20 protein-coding genes and 1 tRNA gene are annotated in these 17924 nt (G+C 33.5%); 19 read left to right on the forward strand and 2 right to left on the reverse strand.

The features are described from left to right. Window positions 1-123 precede the first annotated feature (123 nt). From MKX45_RS02075 to MKX45_RS02105, 7 genes are all read left to right on the forward strand, one after another. Window positions 124-1257 carry a DUF916 and DUF3324 domain-containing protein gene (locus MKX45_RS02075; protein WP_057719807.1) on the forward strand — a complete coding sequence of 378 codons (1134 nt, stop codon included), beginning with the start codon at window positions 124-126 and terminating at the stop codon, window positions 1255-1257. A gap of 36 nt (window positions 1258-1293) precedes the next feature. Beyond that, window positions 1294-1596: an LPXTG cell wall anchor domain-containing protein gene (locus tag MKX45_RS02080; protein ID WP_057719806.1), complete on the forward strand. Its 303-nt coding sequence runs from the start codon at window positions 1294-1296 to the stop codon at window positions 1594-1596. Between the two features lie 73 nt (window positions 1597-1669). Then, window positions 1670-2383, forward strand: a complete 714-nt coding sequence (locus MKX45_RS02085) for a WxL domain-containing protein (RefSeq protein WP_340816748.1) — start codon at window positions 1670-1672, stop codon at window positions 2381-2383. A 77-nt stretch (window positions 2384-2460) separates the two neighbouring features. After that, the gene (locus MKX45_RS02090) at window positions 2461-5214 is read left to right on the forward strand and encodes a WxL domain-containing protein (RefSeq protein ID WP_240664815.1); all 2754 of its coding nucleotides are present in this window, start codon (window positions 2461-2463) and stop codon (window positions 5212-5214) included. A 130-nt stretch (window positions 5215-5344) separates the two neighbouring features. Beyond that, window positions 5345-5665, forward strand: a complete 321-nt coding sequence (locus MKX45_RS02095) for a helix-turn-helix domain-containing protein (protein WP_031287883.1) — start codon at window positions 5345-5347, stop codon at window positions 5663-5665. Window positions 5666-6136: 471 nt separating this feature from the next. Beyond that, window positions 6137-7177, forward strand: a complete 1041-nt coding sequence (locus tag MKX45_RS02100) for an AbiH family protein (RefSeq protein ID WP_279360990.1) — start codon at window positions 6137-6139, stop codon at window positions 7175-7177. Window positions 7178-7197: 20 nt separating this feature from the next. Beyond that, complete coding sequence (locus MKX45_RS02105) at window positions 7198-7593, forward strand: hypothetical protein (RefSeq protein WP_259763272.1); 396 nt, start codon at window positions 7198-7200, stop codon at window positions 7591-7593. A gap of 29 nt (window positions 7594-7622) precedes the next feature. On the opposite strand, the gene MKX45_RS02110 is transcribed toward MKX45_RS02105, so the two are convergent. Together MKX45_RS02110 and MKX45_RS02115 are read right to left on the reverse strand one after the other, a co-directional pair. Then, entirely contained in the window at window positions 7623-8198 is a 576-nt protein-coding gene (locus MKX45_RS02110) for a hypothetical protein (RefSeq protein WP_153927524.1), read from the reverse strand. A 3-nt stretch (window positions 8199-8201) separates the two neighbouring features. Then, window positions 8202-8546 carry an XRE family transcriptional regulator gene (locus MKX45_RS02115; protein WP_260313528.1) on the reverse strand — a complete coding sequence of 115 codons (345 nt, stop codon included), beginning with the start codon at window positions 8544-8546 and terminating at the stop codon, window positions 8202-8204. Window positions 8547-9115: 569 nt separating this feature from the next. On the opposite strand from MKX45_RS02115, the gene MKX45_RS02120 reads away from it, so the two are divergent. The 12 genes from MKX45_RS02120 to MKX45_RS02175 all read left to right on the forward strand — a co-directional run bounded on the left by MKX45_RS02120 (window position 9116) and on the right by MKX45_RS02175 (window position 17866). After that, a tRNA-OTHER gene (locus MKX45_RS02120) sits at window positions 9116-9188 on the forward strand. Window positions 9189-9293: 105 nt separating this feature from the next. After that, window positions 9294-9530, forward strand: a complete 237-nt coding sequence (locus MKX45_RS02125) for a helix-turn-helix transcriptional regulator (protein WP_279360996.1) — start codon at window positions 9294-9296, stop codon at window positions 9528-9530. Window positions 9531-9641: 111 nt separating this feature from the next. Beyond that, entirely contained in the window at window positions 9642-10169 is a 528-nt protein-coding gene (locus MKX45_RS02130) for a hypothetical protein (protein ID WP_340816749.1), read from the forward strand. Window positions 10170-10868: 699 nt separating this feature from the next. Beyond that, window positions 10869-11168 carry a hypothetical protein gene (locus MKX45_RS02135; RefSeq protein WP_014570437.1) on the forward strand — a complete coding sequence of 100 codons (300 nt, stop codon included), beginning with the start codon at window positions 10869-10871 and terminating at the stop codon, window positions 11166-11168. Window positions 11169-11185: 17 nt separating this feature from the next. Next, window positions 11186-11662, forward strand: a complete 477-nt coding sequence (locus MKX45_RS02140; protein WP_252174863.1) for a DUF961 family protein — start codon at window positions 11186-11188, stop codon at window positions 11660-11662. Between the two features lie 3 nt (window positions 11663-11665). Beyond that, window positions 11666-13351 carry an FtsK/SpoIIIE domain-containing protein gene (locus tag MKX45_RS02145; protein ID WP_279360951.1) on the forward strand — a complete coding sequence of 562 codons (1686 nt, stop codon included), beginning with the start codon at window positions 11666-11668 and terminating at the stop codon, window positions 13349-13351. 56 nt (window positions 13352-13407) lie between these two features. Then, window positions 13408-14409 carry an exonuclease domain-containing protein gene (locus MKX45_RS02150; protein ID WP_279360952.1) on the forward strand — a complete coding sequence of 334 codons (1002 nt, stop codon included), beginning with the start codon at window positions 13408-13410 and terminating at the stop codon, window positions 14407-14409. A 7-nt stretch (window positions 14410-14416) separates the two neighbouring features. Then, window positions 14417-14863 (forward strand): hypothetical protein, encoded by a 447-nt coding sequence (locus tag MKX45_RS02155; protein ID WP_259747318.1) that lies wholly within the window; start codon window positions 14417-14419, stop codon window positions 14861-14863. A gap of 507 nt (window positions 14864-15370) precedes the next feature. Further along, entirely contained in the window at window positions 15371-16615 is a 1245-nt protein-coding gene (locus tag MKX45_RS02160; RefSeq protein ID WP_336618776.1) for a replication initiation factor domain-containing protein, read from the forward strand. 134 nt (window positions 16616-16749) lie between these two features. After that, the gene (locus tag MKX45_RS02165; protein ID WP_063280782.1) at window positions 16750-17079 is read left to right on the forward strand and encodes a hypothetical protein; all 330 of its coding nucleotides are present in this window, start codon (window positions 16750-16752) and stop codon (window positions 17077-17079) included. Between the two features lie 86 nt (window positions 17080-17165). After that, a complete protein-coding gene (locus MKX45_RS02170) occupies window positions 17166-17477 on the forward strand; it encodes a hypothetical protein (protein ID WP_279360957.1) in 312 nt (103 codons plus the stop codon). A 128-nt stretch (window positions 17478-17605) separates the two neighbouring features. Next, window positions 17606-17866 carry a histidinol-phosphate/aromatic aminotransferase and cobyric acid decarboxylase gene (locus MKX45_RS02175; protein WP_279360958.1) on the forward strand — a complete coding sequence of 87 codons (261 nt, stop codon included), beginning with the start codon at window positions 17606-17608 and terminating at the stop codon, window positions 17864-17866. Window positions 17867-17924: the final 58 nt, after the last annotated feature.

Here is a 17924-nt window from a genome sequence, read left to right on the forward strand (position 1 = left end):
AGCAGTGACTTATCTTTCTTTAATAAGAAGAAGATAGAATCCTAGAATTAATGAATGATTTTTTCAATCTATCACTTCGGAGCAAAATAGAAATTAAATAAATTTGTCAAGAATGGAAATAAAATGATTGAAAAGAAGAATTCAGTTTCAAATATCATAGGTAAAGTCAGTTTAGTATTAGTGCTTGTCTTTAGCTTACTCTATTGTAGTAAAAGTATCTATGCCTCATCTTCTAACTTTAATGTAAGCCCAGAAATACCTGAGAATCAAGTGGATAAAAATTTGGGATATTTTAATTTAGTAATGAGTCCAGAATCTCAGCAAACATTATCTTTTAAGGTAAATAATGCGACTTCTAAGTCCATAACGGTAGAGATGGCATTTGCCCACTCGACCACAAATGGAAATGGACTTGCTATTTATGATTCATCTAAAGCAACAAAGGATAGTTCTCTAAAATATAATATTGAAGACTTTGTTGATATTCCTAAAAAAGAAGTAACGATTGCCGCACACGCTCAGGTAATAATGACTGCAAAGGTTAGCATGCCTAAAGGAATGGATACCGGTATTTTGGCAGGAGGTTTTTCCTTTAAGGAAAAAGAGGGAAATCAAGAATCAAGTTCATCAAAGGGTGTTTCCATCAAGAATGAATATCGATATGTGATTGCTCTTGTGACTCAACAAAATACCCAGAAAGTTTCTCCTCAACTTAGGCTTAATGAAGTCAAAGCTACACAAGTGAATTCGAGAAATGTATTTGCGGCAAACCTACAAAACATTTCCCCAACTTATCTTCAAGATATGAACGCGACAGCGACCGTCAAAGGAGTAACTAATTCAGAATTGAAATATAGCTTTGAAAATTCTGATATGAAAATGGCTCCGAACTCTAATTTTGATTTTGCGATTCCAGTTTCCATCAAAGGTAACATTGGCGATCAATCTTCTAAAGCACTAGAAGCTGGTAAATATCATCTTTCGATGACAGTTTATGGTGTGAAAAGTGCCACGGGAGCTTATGAGACAACTGTTAATGGTAAAAGTGTAAATTACGAATATAAATGGACTTTTGAAAAGGACTTTGAAATTGCAGGAGAAAAGGCCCAAAAACTCAATAATAGTGACCCAACGGTCCATTATAAAGAACCTATTAATTGGCTAATGATTATTGGTATTGCACTTATTCTAATTATTCTGCTATTGATATTCTTAATCTTTAGCTCCCGACGTAAAAAAGAGAATCATCAAAAATAGTGACAGTTAAAGTCAGTAAGAAAGGAAGAGAAAACTTTGAATAAAAGAAAAAAAACTTTGTTTATCTCTATGGGGCTCTTGATAGTGATTGCTTCTTATCCCCTCTCTGTTTCTGCTCAAGAAGAAAAGAATACTACGACGCGGGCAACAGTCGGCTTTACTGGTAGTTTGCCTTCTAAGGAGAAACCAGAAGTTGTCAATCCTCAAAATCCATCTACAGGCTCTGGAAATAAAGAACTTCCAAAAACAGGAGATAAAAAATCAGTTCCTATGGAATGGACTGGGATTGGCTTACTTAACCTTATTATTGGACTTGTTTATTTAAAAAGACGTAAATAAGTTCAATTAAACTTAACTCGATAATTAAAATAATTTAATTATATATATTTAACAACTCAAAGGAGAAACTAACATGAAAAAAGCAATTACTTTTTCAGCGGCAACTCTTGCCCTTCTTGTAGCCGGAGCTTCAGGAGCTTCAGCAGTATCAGCAGCATCAGTTAAAGCAGAACAATGGAATTCAACAGGAACGATCGGATTCACAGCCAATACAACAACACCACCAGATATCACTAACCCAGAAGTTCCTGGAGGAACTGGCCCTGGAGGTACACCAGGAGAACTTGCGATTGACTATGCTTCTGACTTAGCTTTTGGTAAACACGAAATTTCGGCTAAATCAGAAACTTACTTTGCGGATGCTGACACAACTGCCTTTAACGGTACACCTGTTGGAGCATTTGTTGAAATGCACGACCTTCGTGGTTTGGGAAGCGGAGATAAGAATGGGACACAATTAAATGTGACTCAATTGAAGCAATTTAACAATGGCAGTGCCGACCTTAAAGGAGCTACTTTGAGCTTCTCAGCAGGTACAGCTGCTAATGCTGGTGGAGGGGCTTATACTCCAACTGCTGAGGCTGGCTTCACATTGGATCCTGGTACTGCACAAAATGTAATGTCAATAGATGGTACCACAGGTACATATTTGACAAGCTATGGTAAAGCAGCAGACTATAAAGGGAATACTGCTGGAGGACCTATTTCTCTAAGCGTTCCTTCAGGATCAGCCTTAGCAGGGGACTTTTCTACAACTCTCCAATGGGATTTGATAACTGCGCCTTAATCTAGGAATAAAAAAGTTGTCTCTTCCAAAGTGAAGAAACAGCTTTTTTATCATTTTAAATAAGGTGGTTAACGAAAGTGAAAACAACAATGGGAAAAATAAAAAACTTACTTAAAAAATCTACAAATATTGGCGCAAGTGCCCTACTTTTGGTAAGTACCTTGTTGCCAATTTTAGCCCTACATGGAGAGACAACAGTGTCAGCAGCTAATGCGACGACTACTTTAAACCCTGGGGGAACCGTCGATACGGGAAATCATACGTGGACACTTGGCGACTTTCAGACACCTGGTAATTTTACACCTGTGGGAAAAAATACGAGTGGAGCAAGCTGGTCATCTATATCAACCTATGATTTTGGAACTAATCAGAGAGATACAGGTTCATGGCTCCCTTTTAATGGGGCAGTGGATATGACTCAACCGATCTCACTTGGTGGAAGTACTTATGCAAGCGCTGGTTGGTTTGGCACTGGTTCTGGTAGTCAATTGGGGGATGCAAATGGAGTTTTACTTACAAATTTGTCTTCTTCTCAACTTTCTGGTGGTTCAACTGGGGGGAATTTAGGGGTAGGTAATCTCGGTTCGGGAACTTATTTCATTGGAAATAACTACTCATATCGAAAGACTTCCATTCTTTTAGGAAGTGATTATAATACGGCAACCGTTATTGCTCAGGGTGATGGTGCGGGCAAAAAGGTTCTTAATGCTAGTTCTGATTATACTGCAAAGAATAATTCTTCCAATGCCTTTGAAATGTATTGGACTAACCCTGTTTTAAATTCGGACGGAACAGTTACCGGAACGATGAAATACACTTCTCGAAATTCAAACACTGATTATGTTGCTTCTGCAAAACTGACCGTTCAAAAAAGTATGTCAATTGGATTTATGGCTGCAACCGGCGGGAACTACTCACAAATGACTGTTACAATTGGTTTAGTTGGTGCTGGAAAAGGAGTGCAACCAGTTAATGTTAACTATCTTAATAGTGCAACTGGTGGTCAGTTAGCTCCCAAAGGTAGTGCGTGGGAAAATTCTACAATCACTGCCAATGTAGGTGATAAGATTGGGGTGGTGCCTCAAGGTAATACGACAAATACCTCAGATAACTATGATTATTTTGCACCAGTAGCGCCAACAGGCTATACCTTTAAGTCAATTTCTTCGGCAGTTACTGTTCAAAATTTCCCTAGTGGAACGGCAAATCCTAACCAGATTAATTTTTCTTACACTCCTTTAGCGCAAACGGGTGGATTTACTTTTAATTATGATCCAACGGCTCAACGAACCCCTGCTGTTCCATCAAAACTGTCAGTATCAGGGGTTACAGACCAACTCTTTTCAGCTTCTTCCCTCAATGTTCAAAAGAATTTAACGGATAAAGTACCTGCTGGTTACTATATTTCTAAGATTACTTCGGCGAGTGGTAAAGCAACGTCAGGAGCGACAACGGATGCAACGATTACAGCCTTTTTCGCCTTAAATCCAAGTTTTGATACAACGACCGCTAATAATCAATATCAGGTAACCTTGGCTCCTACTAATCAGTTGGGACAAGTAAGTTTTGATTATAATAACAGCGTTCCAACCAATCCTCCAGCATTACCTGATACTATTCAATTATCAGGTTTAACTGGTTCTGATTTGAGTTTTGTTATGCCAACTCTTGAACCAGGTTACGTTGTCAATGAAGTATTAGGGCCTGATAACAAAACTTATTCCTCTGTTACTGAAGCCTTAAAGGCAAATGACCACTTTACTACTGGTTCGAATAATTTTAAAGTGACCATTGCGGCAGAGAAGCAAACGGGAACAATAAGCTATAATTGGGCTTCAAATGTTCCCGGACAAAATGGGGTAGCAGGTGAGCTTCAGGCTACTTTGCCTTCTTCATCTAGTATTTGGGGCTATGGTGGAGAGCAGCTTAGTTTTACACCAAATATTCCTAAGGGGTACGCTATTGATAAAGTAGTCGCACCAGATGGGAAAACCTATGTAGATGGTAGTATTCAAGGAATGACAGCTCTTGAAGCAGCACAAGCAGCAAACCCTAGATTTATTGTTGGAGCAAATAACTTTGCGATAACTTTAAGAGCTCTATCAAAAGATATCACATTACAGGTAAACATTGATCAAAGTTCAGGTAATGGAGCTCCAACGGCACCTCAACCCTATACTATTGCTACAGTATTGACAGGAGCTCCTATTGATGCAACTTCAATTGATAAAGCACAAAACTGGTTAAATGATTGGATTACCAATAATGCTTCAGGTTGGTCTATCAAAGATTTTTTGAGTCCTTATCAAGTAAACTATGGTAGCTTGAAAGATGCCGTAGCGGGAGCGGGTGGAGTTGCATTTTCTGAAGTCAATATTTATCAAGCTAACCTAGTTTATAATGGTAAAATTGGCTTTAGTTCTGTTCCAACAAAAATTGATTTTGGTGAAAATACGATTTCTTCAGTAGAAAAGAGTTATCAAGGTGTGTTGGATAATTCAGTTGTAGTGTCAGATACTAGAGCAAGTAGTTTGGCAACGCCATGGACAGTCAGTGTAGCTCAAACTTCACCAATTCAAGAAGTGATGAGTGATACTGGAGCTCCAGTAATGGGTGGAATTTCATTCATGAATTATCTTTCATATGATGGTCAAGTACTCACTAGTAATCCACAAATAATTCATTCTACGACTTCAGGTAAAACTGGAGATACAGTAGTTATAGACGGAAAATCGCCAAGTCTCTTTACGTTAAGGGTTCCTATCGGTTTCCAAAAAGCGGATGCTAATTTTAAAGGAACGCTATCTTGGACGCTGACAAGTGCTCCATAAGAAAAGGTGATTATCAATAAATGAATCTGAGAAATTTTTGACTAATTTAATTGATAATACAATGAGGTAAATATTCGGGAGATAATTAAGGAAAGAGTACACGACTAATGGTGTATTGATGGATAAGAAAATGGAAAATATATTTTATCAACGTTTGAGAGCATTAACTCATAATTCTGGTAAATCATTTAATCAGATTGAGAGAGACTTAGGCTACACTAGGAATGCTCTTGCGAATTATAAAAATGGAGGGATGCCTTCTGGTGTAAGATTAATGGAGCTGGCAGACTATTTTAAAGTTCTACCAGAGTATTTGATTGGGAAAATTCCTTTTAAAGACGTAGAGAATATTGAGACTACATTTACGTCTCTGAACAATACACAAAAAATGGAAATGTACCTTCTGAGCCAGAAATGGGTATTATCCCGAGTAAAAGATGATTCATATTGAGTTGTTTAATAAGTTAAATAAAAAAACACTGCCAGACTTTTTATTTGTTTGGTAGTGTTTTTTATATTACTTTAGTGAATTATGGTAGGGTTTACAATTAGAACTCTATCTTAAAGACTTTCTGTATCCAGCGGCGATGGCTTTTACAAAAATAACTCAGCCATAAAAGGTTGAGTTATTTTGAATAATGCCGAGTGCAGGATTGTTTAGATAGTTTTCAAAGTTAAATACAGGCTCTATAAAGCTCTCAAAGTGTTCACTATAGAAAAGCTCTTAAAGTGAAAAATAAAATGGGGCAAATTGGGGGCATTTCAAGTTAAGAGTATTCAAATATGTAACTAAAAAAACATTATTTTTTTGAATTAGTGTTTTTCTATTTGCATATTTTTTCGAGATTTTCTGTTTTGATTATTATATAATTATATTTACATTTATATTTATAGTTATTGAGTTAAGTTAATGGGAGATACAATGAAATTATATATAGTTGGTAATGGCTTTGATTTATCACACAATCTGAAAACATCATATACAGAGTTTAGATTATATTTATTGGAACATAGGGATGAAGTATATACAGATGAAGATTTAATAATATCAAAAGGAGATATTTTACGAAATTTTGAAAGATATTGTCAACCAAATGATTTATGGAGCGATTTTGAAGAACAGACTGAGAAAATAATATCAGAAATATCAGAGGGGAAAATTATAATCTTTGAAGAAGAATGGAGCTGCAAATTAGATATTGGAGGTGAGAGGCATAAATTTATTGATTGTTTTAAAAAGTTTAAAAAAAAACAAGATAGTACATTCGATACTGAAATATATCATAATGAAATTCAAGAGTATGCCTTAAAGTATTTTAACAATAAGGTAAGGGAACTATATATATGGGTTCCATATTTATATATTAGTTTTCAAGAATGGATACAAACGATTATTTTAAAAAATACGAAAAATATCTATGAAATAGATGAAGATTCGTCTGTAATTTCCTTTAACTATACAAATACTATGGAAGATGTTTATCAACAAAAAGATGTACTACATTTACATGGTTCTGTAAAAAATCTAGAAGATGTAGTATTAGGATTTCATTCGCCAGAAATAGACGACAAATTACCAGGTTTAGAAACAAGTTTTACGAAGGAATTTAAGGAAACACAAAGAATGTTTGCAGAACAGGGTTCTAGAAAGCTTAATTCTAATAAGTTTTATGATGAAAATATAGGAAGATTTTATAAACCAGTAAATCTTTTAAAAGACTCAATTGAGTCTTTTGTTAAAAATAAAAATATTCATGAAGTAATAATCTTAGGTCATTCATATAATAAGATAGACTGGGTTTATTTTAAAGAACTAGTCAGATGCGCCCCTGAAGCAAAATATTTATTTAGCTATTATTCCCAAAATGATAAAGAAAACATAAATAAAATTATATTGGAGAATAAATTTGATATTGATTGCGAAAAAATACATGTAGATAACTTTAAAATTAAAAAAGATTAGCAAAAATTTAGGAGTTTTATATGATTATATTTATAATAGTTTTACTAGTAATTGTAGTAGTTTTTATTTTAATGGTAATGGGTGGTCTTGAAAGTTACGACCCAAAATCAGATAATAAAGGATTCGTGAGCAACAATAATTCATATTCAACAACTAAAGATGAACTTCAAAAAAACAAAAAAATTGAATTTGAACAAAAATATCCAAAAATAAAGTGGCGAGTAATTAGATATGAAACAAATTATTTTGATTATGAAGAAAGAGATTTTGATAATGAGTATGAAGCGAGGGATTTAGAAAGATACTTAATATCTGGTATGAGAGATACAAAAGATTATTTTAAACCTGCTAGAGTAGAAGTGAAAATAGTTCAAAGAATCGGAAATGAAAATAGTTCATATATTTATTATAAATAAAGAACTTGTAGGAAATCTTACAAGTTTTTTTAATAGGCTAGATTTTGTTGGTCTGAAAGTTGCTGAAATTCTTTAACTGCTTCATCATATAAATCATAAGATAAATTATATAATTCAAGAAAATCATATACTTTGATTGAATTTAATACATCAAAGCCAGAAATATAATGAATAGCACATTCTCTTAGATTTCCTTCAAAACATGGAGTAATCTCTTCAATATTTTCATCATTCATTTCTATTTCTCTTAGAATAGTGATAGATTCTTCAAAAGGGCAACCAGCTATTTCAATAAAATTTGAAAAATAAGATGCATTACCACCTTGTTCTTTGTATATTTCCCACAAAAGAATAATTGCTTCTTTATTTGCTCTCTTTTCTTCACAACTTAAAATATCATTATCGCAATGGCGTAGTTTATCACCATACTTGGCATGTATCAATTCATGAGCAAGAATAAAAGGGGTCACGCTTGAAGGGTCATAAACTCCAATAAATTTTTCACAGTTTATAATAGCAAACTGTTCTAATTTTGTCGGTGCCATGACAATTCCTAATCTTTCAATATTAAGTAAGATTAGTTCGATAAGTTCATCTTTATTCATAAATTAGTCTTTCAAGCGATCTCCAAAAATTTCCTTGATTTTATTTTTATCATGTTCAGAAATTGGTTTACCGCCAAAAGAAAGCCATTCGTCCCAGTTGATACCGTCATCAGAAGTTAATTCTTCAAGGTCAACTGGTTCTTTTTTGGGTTCTTTTAAATCTGTATTGCCCAAAAGATAATCAGAGCTTACGCCAAAATATTCGGCTAATTTAGATAATTTATCACTACTTGGTTTAACTTTTTTATAGTGATACATAGAATTTTTTGAATATCCTAGTTCAGATTCAATTTCATTGAAAGATTTTTTCTTTTCTTTAGCAAGCAATTTCAAGCGTTCGTAGAACATATTTGTATCATCTCCAAAAAAAATCGAAAAAAATGCATTTAATAGTTGACATTTTTAACGTAATAGGTTAAAATCATTTATGTAGTTAACGTAGAACGTTAAAAACTACAAGAAAAATAAGCGGAAGCGCGCTTTGGCAACTCCCACAGAAATGTTATATAAATAACGTAGCAATTATTATTATAGCATTTCAGAAGGAGATTTTCAATGCAAGCAGAAAGCTTAAAACTAACTTCGAAATAACAGCGTGCCTGACCTTGGGGAGATACATACCGCAGAGCAGGAGGATTTTCAGTAGGGGCGCTATATAAATCAAAGACCAAAGCGAGAGGAAGAGGGTTCTGGTCTAAAGGGTTACTGCCTGCGTAAAGACAATAACAAATTATTGAAAATATAAATTATAAAAAATCGTCCGAAATGACAAAAACTAGTCGTTTAAACTGTTAGAAATGGCAGTTTTTTATTTTAGAAAAATAATGGTTTTAGTAAAAATCTATCTTATGAAATAAGTATCTATCAGATGTGTTGAGACTATCTGCCAGACTTAATTTGAGGATAGATTTTTTTATGGGAATATAGCTTAATAGGCTAGAGTAATCACTTTTATAAGTGTTGATATTGGTTCGATTCCAGTTGTTCCCTTATAAAAAGAATGGAGTTTTTTTATGGAAAGTTTTTCAGAACGTTTGATTCATTTAAGACACAGTCACAATTTAACACAAAAAGAAGTAAGTGATGCTAGGGCTCGTGCGCTCAAATTATAATCGCTACGAAAGAGGAGCAAGGACACCTAGTAATAAAACTATAGTAATGTTTGCTAATTTCTTTAAAGTTTCTCCTATGTATATGTTAGGTATTAGTCATCTTATGAATGGAGAGGAATTTTTATTAGATACTTTAGAAAATATAGAGTTGCATGATGACCCTAAAGGGTTTAATGCAAAATATTCTTTAGAAGAATATAGAAAAAAATTCACAGCGTAATAGATATGTTACTAAAAAAAGTGAATCAAGAGACAATGTTAATTAACTTTAACAAGCCAAAAAGTTTGTGATATAATGAACTTAAATTAGAGTAAAGATAGGAATGTATTTATGAATAAGAATTTGAACCCTTTAAATTGGACTAAAAAAGAGCAAATTATTGGTGGAGCAGTTGCGATTGTTTTAATCGGTGGTGTTACTACTGGAATAGTTAATCATGCAAATCATCAAGCAAAAGAAAGAAAAATCGAAGCTTTAAAAAATAAAAAAATTAAACTTTGTAAGGCTAGAGCCGAAAAAGCAAGAAAACTTGAAAAAATTAATGAAGCAGACAGTAAGAAATTACTTGATATTGCTGAAAAAACTCCTACCGACAAAAACATTAAACTAGCTGAAGATTCAATTCTTAAAGTAAAAAATGCTGAAGTAAAAAAAGCGTTTGATAATCAAGTAGTTGGTATTAAAAATCGTGTGAAGTTAGAAAATGAAGCAAAGACAGCCGTTAGTAACTATCAAAAAGACGCTATGAATCAAGATAAATCTAAAACAGCTCAACAATCTGTAAATAAGCTCAGTAGCTCTTATTCAAAAGGTTTGAAAGACAGTTTGAATAAACAACTTGCGACTTCTAAAAAATAAGCAGATGATGCTACAAAGGCATAACAAGCTAAGATTGCAAGTTATTCAAAAACGAAGATAACCAATACCAATAAAGAACAATCAGATTCAACTGGAAATACAACTAGTAATAGTAACAATGCTAATACAGGTACTGATTCACAAAGCACAGTAGATAATGATATTGCTAGTGGTTCTAATTCTTACGGTGGAGGAAGTCAAAATAACTATTCACAAGGTGGTTCAAATACTTCTCAAAATAACTCTAATTCGGGTTCAAGTAATCTATGTCAAGGTAATAACGGACAAAGCAATTCTAATACAAACACAGATACAGGCGGTAATGGCTCGAATACAAATAATAATTGGTCAAATGGTGGCAATAACAATAATAATTAGCCACAAACACGATATGTTGGTTGGGTATCAGTTGACGGAGTGAGAAGATATTCTCAAACTTTCAATACTTTAGGTGAAGCTCAAAGCTATGTAGATGCTACGGTAAATTCAGCTGAAGTTATTAATTTAGGATTTGAACATAGTATAAGATATGGTGTTGAGCCTGCATAAAATATTTTATTTATTTAAAAAAATCACTTTCTTAAATGAGAGTGATTTTTTATTTAAGCGAACGAATTAGTATGGTTGAATGGGGTTCAAGTCCCTACGTTCGCATAAATTGACCGAGATGTCATTAAACTAATAAAGAAAGGTGGAAATATGATTAAAATTCCAATTAATGCAACGAAACTCTTGGGTTCAAAAGTTACTGTCGATAAGACCATTGAACCAGTCGCAAAAACATCTACTGAATCAGGATATACAAAATATCGAGCTACAAGTCCGTTACAACCGCAAGGTTTTGAATTGCGTGTACCAAATGGTAAAGGGGCTAAACCTACTCGCCGTCAAGAAGTTGTTTTGACAGATGTCACGGTTGCTTATGTTCGTAATCGCACACCAAAGGGCAAATATTCACAAGAATATGTTGTTTATGCTGAAGCGCTCAAATTAGCGTAATTATAGGGGGAATTAAAATGTCGTTAAAATTAAGTAAAGTTTTTGAAAAAGAAAACAAGTTGACTGAAGAAATCGGTGATTTTGACAAAGCATTAGGGAAAGTTCTGTTCTTGCATGCTGAACCAGTAATGGTCTTTGAGGACGGAGAACCAAATGAAGAAACTGGTGAAATTAAACGTTATCCAACGGATAAAATAGATTATTATGAGGTCAACGTTTATTCTGATGCACAAGACAAGCAAATTGTAGTAAAAATGCCTGCTGAAGCTGATTTTTCAGGACTTGAATATGAAGATGAAATTAAATTGACGAATCGCTCAATTAATTTTTGGTCTGATAAAGAAATTGTACCTACTGGAAACGGTCAATTCCGAACGAATTACTTTTCAGGTGAAAAATGGAATGCTGAAGGCATTGAAAAAGTGGGTAAATCTAATTCAAAACCTGAACAAACCGCAAAACCTGAAGCTAAAAATAATGAACCGAAGAAATGATAAATGGCAAAACGTACAATAAGTAAAGGCTCACGTTTAAAGCTTAGAGATAAGTATGACCGTGAATTTTTTGTATTGATCACTGGTTTACTTGTCGCTAGTCCTGTAGGGTTCTTTTATAAAAATTTAGAAACCTTGCCACCAAAAGTGCTAGCAATTTATGCTGTAGGTATTTTGCTCATTGCATTTTCGGTGGCTTTTGGTTTATTGATTTTGCTTTATCACAAGTTCCTTTTCTTTTCAAAAAACAATTATAAAAGATTGTTACTGAACTATGTTGTGAAGCATGGTTTAGTTGAAAAAGAAACGGTTAAAGATGAAAAAGGAAGTCATGAAAAGTTAAAACTAGCGCCTATTTATCTGAAGCAACCTAACACGTATGAATTACATACATATTTTCCGATTGACGGTGGGGTTCATCAAGAAAAATTTCTTGATTTGGCTGACGGTTTAGAAACAACTTTTTTTGCTGATTATCAAGAACAAAATTTTATCAATGAAAATAAAATTCTTTCTAAAAACGCATTTGTTGAGTATGTTTTTGCAATTGACGGAGAACGTAATCGTATCCCAGTTAATGATGTCATAGTCGATAAAAAGCTAGGTTTAAAATTAATGAATGGGGTTTACTGGAATTATGAAGCTGACCCCCATTTGTTGATTGCAGGCGGTACTGGGGGCGGAAAAACAGTTCTTTTGATGTCGATTTTATCAGCCCTTGCGAAGGTAGGACACGTTGATATATGCGACCCTAAAAGGTCTGATTTTGTGGGAATGAGAGATGTTCCAGTTTTTGAAAATCGTGTGTTCTTTGATAAAGAGTCTATGATTGAGTGTTTACGTTCAAAAATGCACTTTATGGACGAACGCTATGATTATATGACAAATCACCCTGATTATAAGGCAGGAAAACGATATTCTGATTATGGTTTGACACCTGAATTTGTTCTTTTTGATGAATGGGCTGCTTTTATTTCTAGTTTAGATTTTAGAGAATTTGATGAAGTCATTCAGATTTTAACTCAAATTGTTCTAAAGGGGCGTCAGTCAGGGGTCTTCTTAATTCTTGCCATGCAACGTCCAGACGCTGAATATCTGAAATCAGCTTTACGTGATAACTTTATGAAACGGTTGGCGGTTGGTCGTTTGACTGGTTCAGGTTATCGTATGGTCTTTGGTGATGAAAATGAGAAAAAAGTTTTCAAATATATCAAGGGTAAAATTGGTCGTGGATATGTTGCGAATAATGGTGAACTAGCACGTGAATTTTACAGTCCTTCTGTACCATTTGATAAAGGATATGATTTTCATGAGGAACTTTCAAAATTACCAGTTTTAGCTGATACTACTGAAGTTCAGCTTGAAGCTCCACCAATATCTAACGTTGAACAGGAACGAGCAGAAAGTGGTGTCTTGGAAGAAAAATCTTATACGATTACTTCTTTATCTCGCAAGTTAGGTCAACCTTCAAAAACTGTCAAAACAGCTATGGAACGCTTAATAAGTGGGGGTTACTCGATAAGCGAGAAGTCACCTTATAATGAAGATGATTTTTTTGCTTTACAAACTGTTTTCTTAACTAAAGAGACAGAAGAATGTACTTTGAATGAAGCCATTGATACTGTCCTAGCTGATGAAGCAGAGTTTGAAAAAGAATTTGTTAATTTTAAAGAAATGAGTTGTTTTTAGTATTCAATAATGTATAATTAATATTATAAAATACTAAACTTATTTTGGAGAACGTTATGATAGGAGTAGAGATAAACCTAGAAACTGGTGAAGTTAGTGAAATTAAGACTGAAAAGAGATTAAGAACCCAAAAAGGAAAATCACTTTTACAATTTCCAGAAGAATATGTGGTCATTGATATTGAAACTACAGGGCTATCACCTCAGTGGGATGAAATTATTGAGGTTGCAGCATTAAAAATATCAAATGGTGAGATAGTAGACAAATATCAAACTTTATTAAAACCTAGTTTTCCTGTTGATCCTTTCATTAGTGAACTAACTGGGATTACTAACAAAATACTTGAAACAGCACCTATTTTTGATGACATCTATCAAGATCTTCAACATTTTATTGGGGATAATATTTTGGTGGGGCATAATGTAAATTTTGATATTAATTTTTTGTACGATGAGTTTGAAAGTAGAAATATTATTTTATCTAATAATTTCATTGATACTATGAGAATTAGTAGAAGATTGTTTAAAGATGAACGTCACCATCGCTTATCGGACCTAATACAACGTCATAATATTATTATTGATAATGAACTTCATCGTGCCGAAGTTGATATAAATGCAACTAATAAAGCTTTTGAAATTTTTAAGCAATACATTATTGACCATAAAATAGATTTGGAAAAATTTTCGAAAAAAAATTATAATCGAAAGAGCTACAAAGTTTCTGATATTTCTACTGAAAATACGAAATTTAATGAGAATACTCCTATATATGGTCAACACTTTGTTTTTACTGGGAAACTAGAGGTTATGGTTAGAAAAGATGCCCAACAATTGGTGAAGGACTTGGGAGGCGAATTAGATAATTCAGTAACAAAATCAACTAATTTTTTAGTATTAGGAGAACAAGATTATTCCAAAATAAAAAAGTTAGGTAAGAGTAATAAGCATATTAAGGCAGAAAAGCTAAAAGCGCAAGGACAGGAAATTGAAATAATTCCTGAAACAGTTTTTTATGATTTTTTGGAAGAATGTACTTCAGAGATGGAAGAGAGTTAATTTTTAAATGGAAAAAGAAACGTTATTAAAATTGGATAAGTATGAAAAGAAGCTAAAAAATTTGATTGCGAGTTTCAAAGTAATTGAATCACAAATCACGGAACTGAAGAGACAAATTGATTTAGAAAAGACAAATACTATGAATTTAGTATATGTTGATGGCAAGCTGTGTTGGCGTGCAGGAAAAATTGATGAATTGGCTTTTATTTCAACTGCTAAAACTATTCAAGCAAGTTCCAAGGAAAATAAAGATAAGAATGATTATTATAGAATATTGTTTTCTACATTAGCCAATATGTCTAAAAATAATAAGAATTTATTAAATGAGTTTTTAAAAGAACTGAAGATAAATACTGTTAATTTAAAAAAAGAAGAGTTATCAGACTTATCAAATGATATTCAGAATCTAAAGAAAGAGATTTCTAATTTGCAGGAGAAAACAGAGAGCTTTTAACATAATAATATTTAAAAAGAGGATTAAGAGTATAAAAATTATTCTCTTTTTTTTTTTTGAAAAAATTAATAGTTTTTAGATGAGCATTGGTTAGTTATTATACTAATATATATAAGTTGCTTCTAAAAAAATAAACACCACGCAATCGGCGGTGAGTAAATGATAGGAACTTGTTTCCGTTTGTCTTTAGACAACTTGCCATAGGCAAGTCATTTTCCACGGTCGAATTGCCCTCGCAAACGGTAGTGCGCGATAGCGGTTTATTCTTGAAAGAATTGGAGGAAAAACTATTGGATTTTATTTTAAGGCTATTGCGTTTTAAACGTAATGCTTTTTTTGAAAAAGTGCGAGAACGTAAGCATAGCTCCGAGCGTAGCGTAAGGAGTGAGCGTGTGATTGCACGGCTGACGGCTTGCCGTCAGCTTGGACTTGACCCCCCAAAAATGCTAATGAGGGGGGGTACAAGTGACACAAGTCTAACTATCCTAGTCATACCAACGGTATAGCTTGTGTCACCTCTTCTATGTTTTAGAAAGTGAGGAACGAACGATTGATTTAAAGGATATACGCTCTAGTGCGAATGTTACTCAACAGTTTATGTGTGACCTCTTAGGGATATCTTTGAGCTATTACCGAAAAATGGAAAAGGGCGAACGTGCTATTACTTCTGCAATGGAAGAAAAAATAAGACACTCCTTTTTCAAAAAAAGGGAGAGTTCAACGGTTTTTATTGGTACAAATGACTATACAAATATTCGCTTTCAGACTTTAAATGTTCGTGAAGTTGTTTCTAAGATTTTAGGTTTAAACGTTGAGAATTTTCAACTCAATGAGTATAACCGTTATCAATACCCTTTTTTTATTAGTTACGGTCACATCAATGTTTATTATCATGATAAAGATATAAAAGCAGGTGTGCTAATTGAAATGAGCGGTCAAGCGTGCCGTGAAATGGAATATGAGTTTGAATATCATCAAAAACAGCGTACTTGGTACGATTTTTTTAACGATTGTTTTCTCTATGCCAATAAAAAGGCACCAGATAATGATGATTTTGTAAAAATCACACGTTTTGATTTAGCACTTGATGAACAATATAACCCGCAAGAAGGAAATTTTGACTTGTTCAAACTTTTAACTTCTGCCCGTGAGGGTCGGTGGAATGGTCGCAAACAAAACTATTCTGCAGTTCTTGGTGGAAGAAGGACAAAAGAAGGAATGATTAATGACGGTCTAACTGTTTATTTTGGATCTAAACATACTCATTTATTTTTTCGGTTCTACGAAAAAGATTTTGAGAGAGCAAGTCAAGAAATGACTTCCGTTGAAGCGATACGTGAAATGTATGGTTTGCGAAATCGTTATGAAATTTCCATGCGAAAAGAAATATCAACCGACTTTATAAAAAGATATATCGAGGAAGATTTTGATTTAGCCGATGAAGGGGTCAAAATTATTAATGATAATCTGACATTTTATGATAAGGAAGGAAACTTAGATAGTGAATGGTACGATATGATGGGTAGAATGGATGCTTATCATTTTACTGTTCGTCCTGAAGTGCCTGATTTGAACCGAAAATATACATGGTTTGAACGTGGTGGGCCTGTATCAACTTATCTATTGTTAAAAAAAGCTGAAGAACTGACAGGTGAAAGTCGTTTGGAAGAAATTTTTAATGAAGCAGAACTCACAGAAAGACAAGAAAAGTTCTTGAAGGAATTTAGAATGATAAGGGGTGCAAATGGATAGCTTATTCAAATTGACAGGTTTTCCAGTTGATGAAATAGTAATTAAAGTTATCGTAGCTATTATTGTATTTGTGGTTGTTATTGCAATACTTGCGGATATATTTGATTGATAATTAGTTAAAGGAGGAGAGAAGGGTGATTAGACCTAATGTAGAACATTTTCAAAAAAGAATGTTAAGAGTTCCAAACAACGTCCGAATGCTCCAGTATAAAATGAGTGGATATGAATTTAATTTGAAAAAATTTGAGCAGGGAGTCTATGACCAGCTCTTTTTTTATATTCCAAATGAAACTGAAGCGTTGGGATTGCTTAATGAAATAGGCTTGATGTTTCCGCCTGATTCAATGACACGTAAAAAATATTATTCACTCTATCAAGATAAAAGAATTGCTGATTTGCCTGAAGGCTATAAAATGGCAATTTACTTTCTAATTGATAATGATTTAGCGCAAGCAACTTTATGATTTTTCATAAGTAAAAACAAAGTTATTTTTCAGATAAGGGAAGGCAAATTTTGTGGTGGGAAATAAAAAAAGGAAAGAGATAAAATATGCCAACTTTAAAAACAGAACTTAATCAAATTGCAATTGATTTAAATGAAATTGAAGCTGTAATCAATGCAGGAAATGCCTTTCAAGATGCTGCTCAAAAGCTCAAAGGAAAGGGGAAAGCGCTCCGTACTGTAGAAAATGATACTTCTATTTCAGATGATACAGTCGAAGTTATTGCGAACCGTACAAATGACTTGATTAGAAATCTTGTCAAGGCTTCTTCATCATACAATTTCACAAAGAAATCATTTAATGAATTAAAGGGAAAACTGGAAGAAGCGCAAGCGCAAGCACGTAGTGGCGCTAAATAAATAGTCCACGTAAATCTTTGAAATAAGGGTAGGGTTTGCCTTTCCTTATCTGAAAAGTAACAATGTTAAAAGCCTCACTCATGGTAAGGCAAGAGAAAGGATACTCACCATGAGTGAGAAATAAAAATATGACAGTAACAAATATGAGCAAAGCACAACCACAGATTGATTTTTCACTTCACAAAGCACCATATAAAGATTTGTATGATATTACTATTTTCTTTTCTGATGGTACAAATCAATTTTGGCCTGGAATTAATGAAAAAAAAGTCATGTGGCTGTGTGAGAAATACAATCCAATTTCAACTCTGCTGTCAATTGCGATTGCTCCTCGATTTTTACCAAAATCTAATATTCAAAAGCCTAATTGGGAAATTAGAAAGGGTTAGAAATGAAAAAAGATGATTCTTTATTAAAAATTATAATAGTGTTTTTGCTTTCGTTTTT

The sequence above is a fragment of the Lactococcus sp. FSL W8-0209 genome, from assembly GCF_038006585.1.
In the GTDB taxonomy this organism is placed as follows: domain Bacteria; phylum Bacillota; class Bacilli; order Lactobacillales; family Streptococcaceae; genus Lactococcus; species Lactococcus lactis.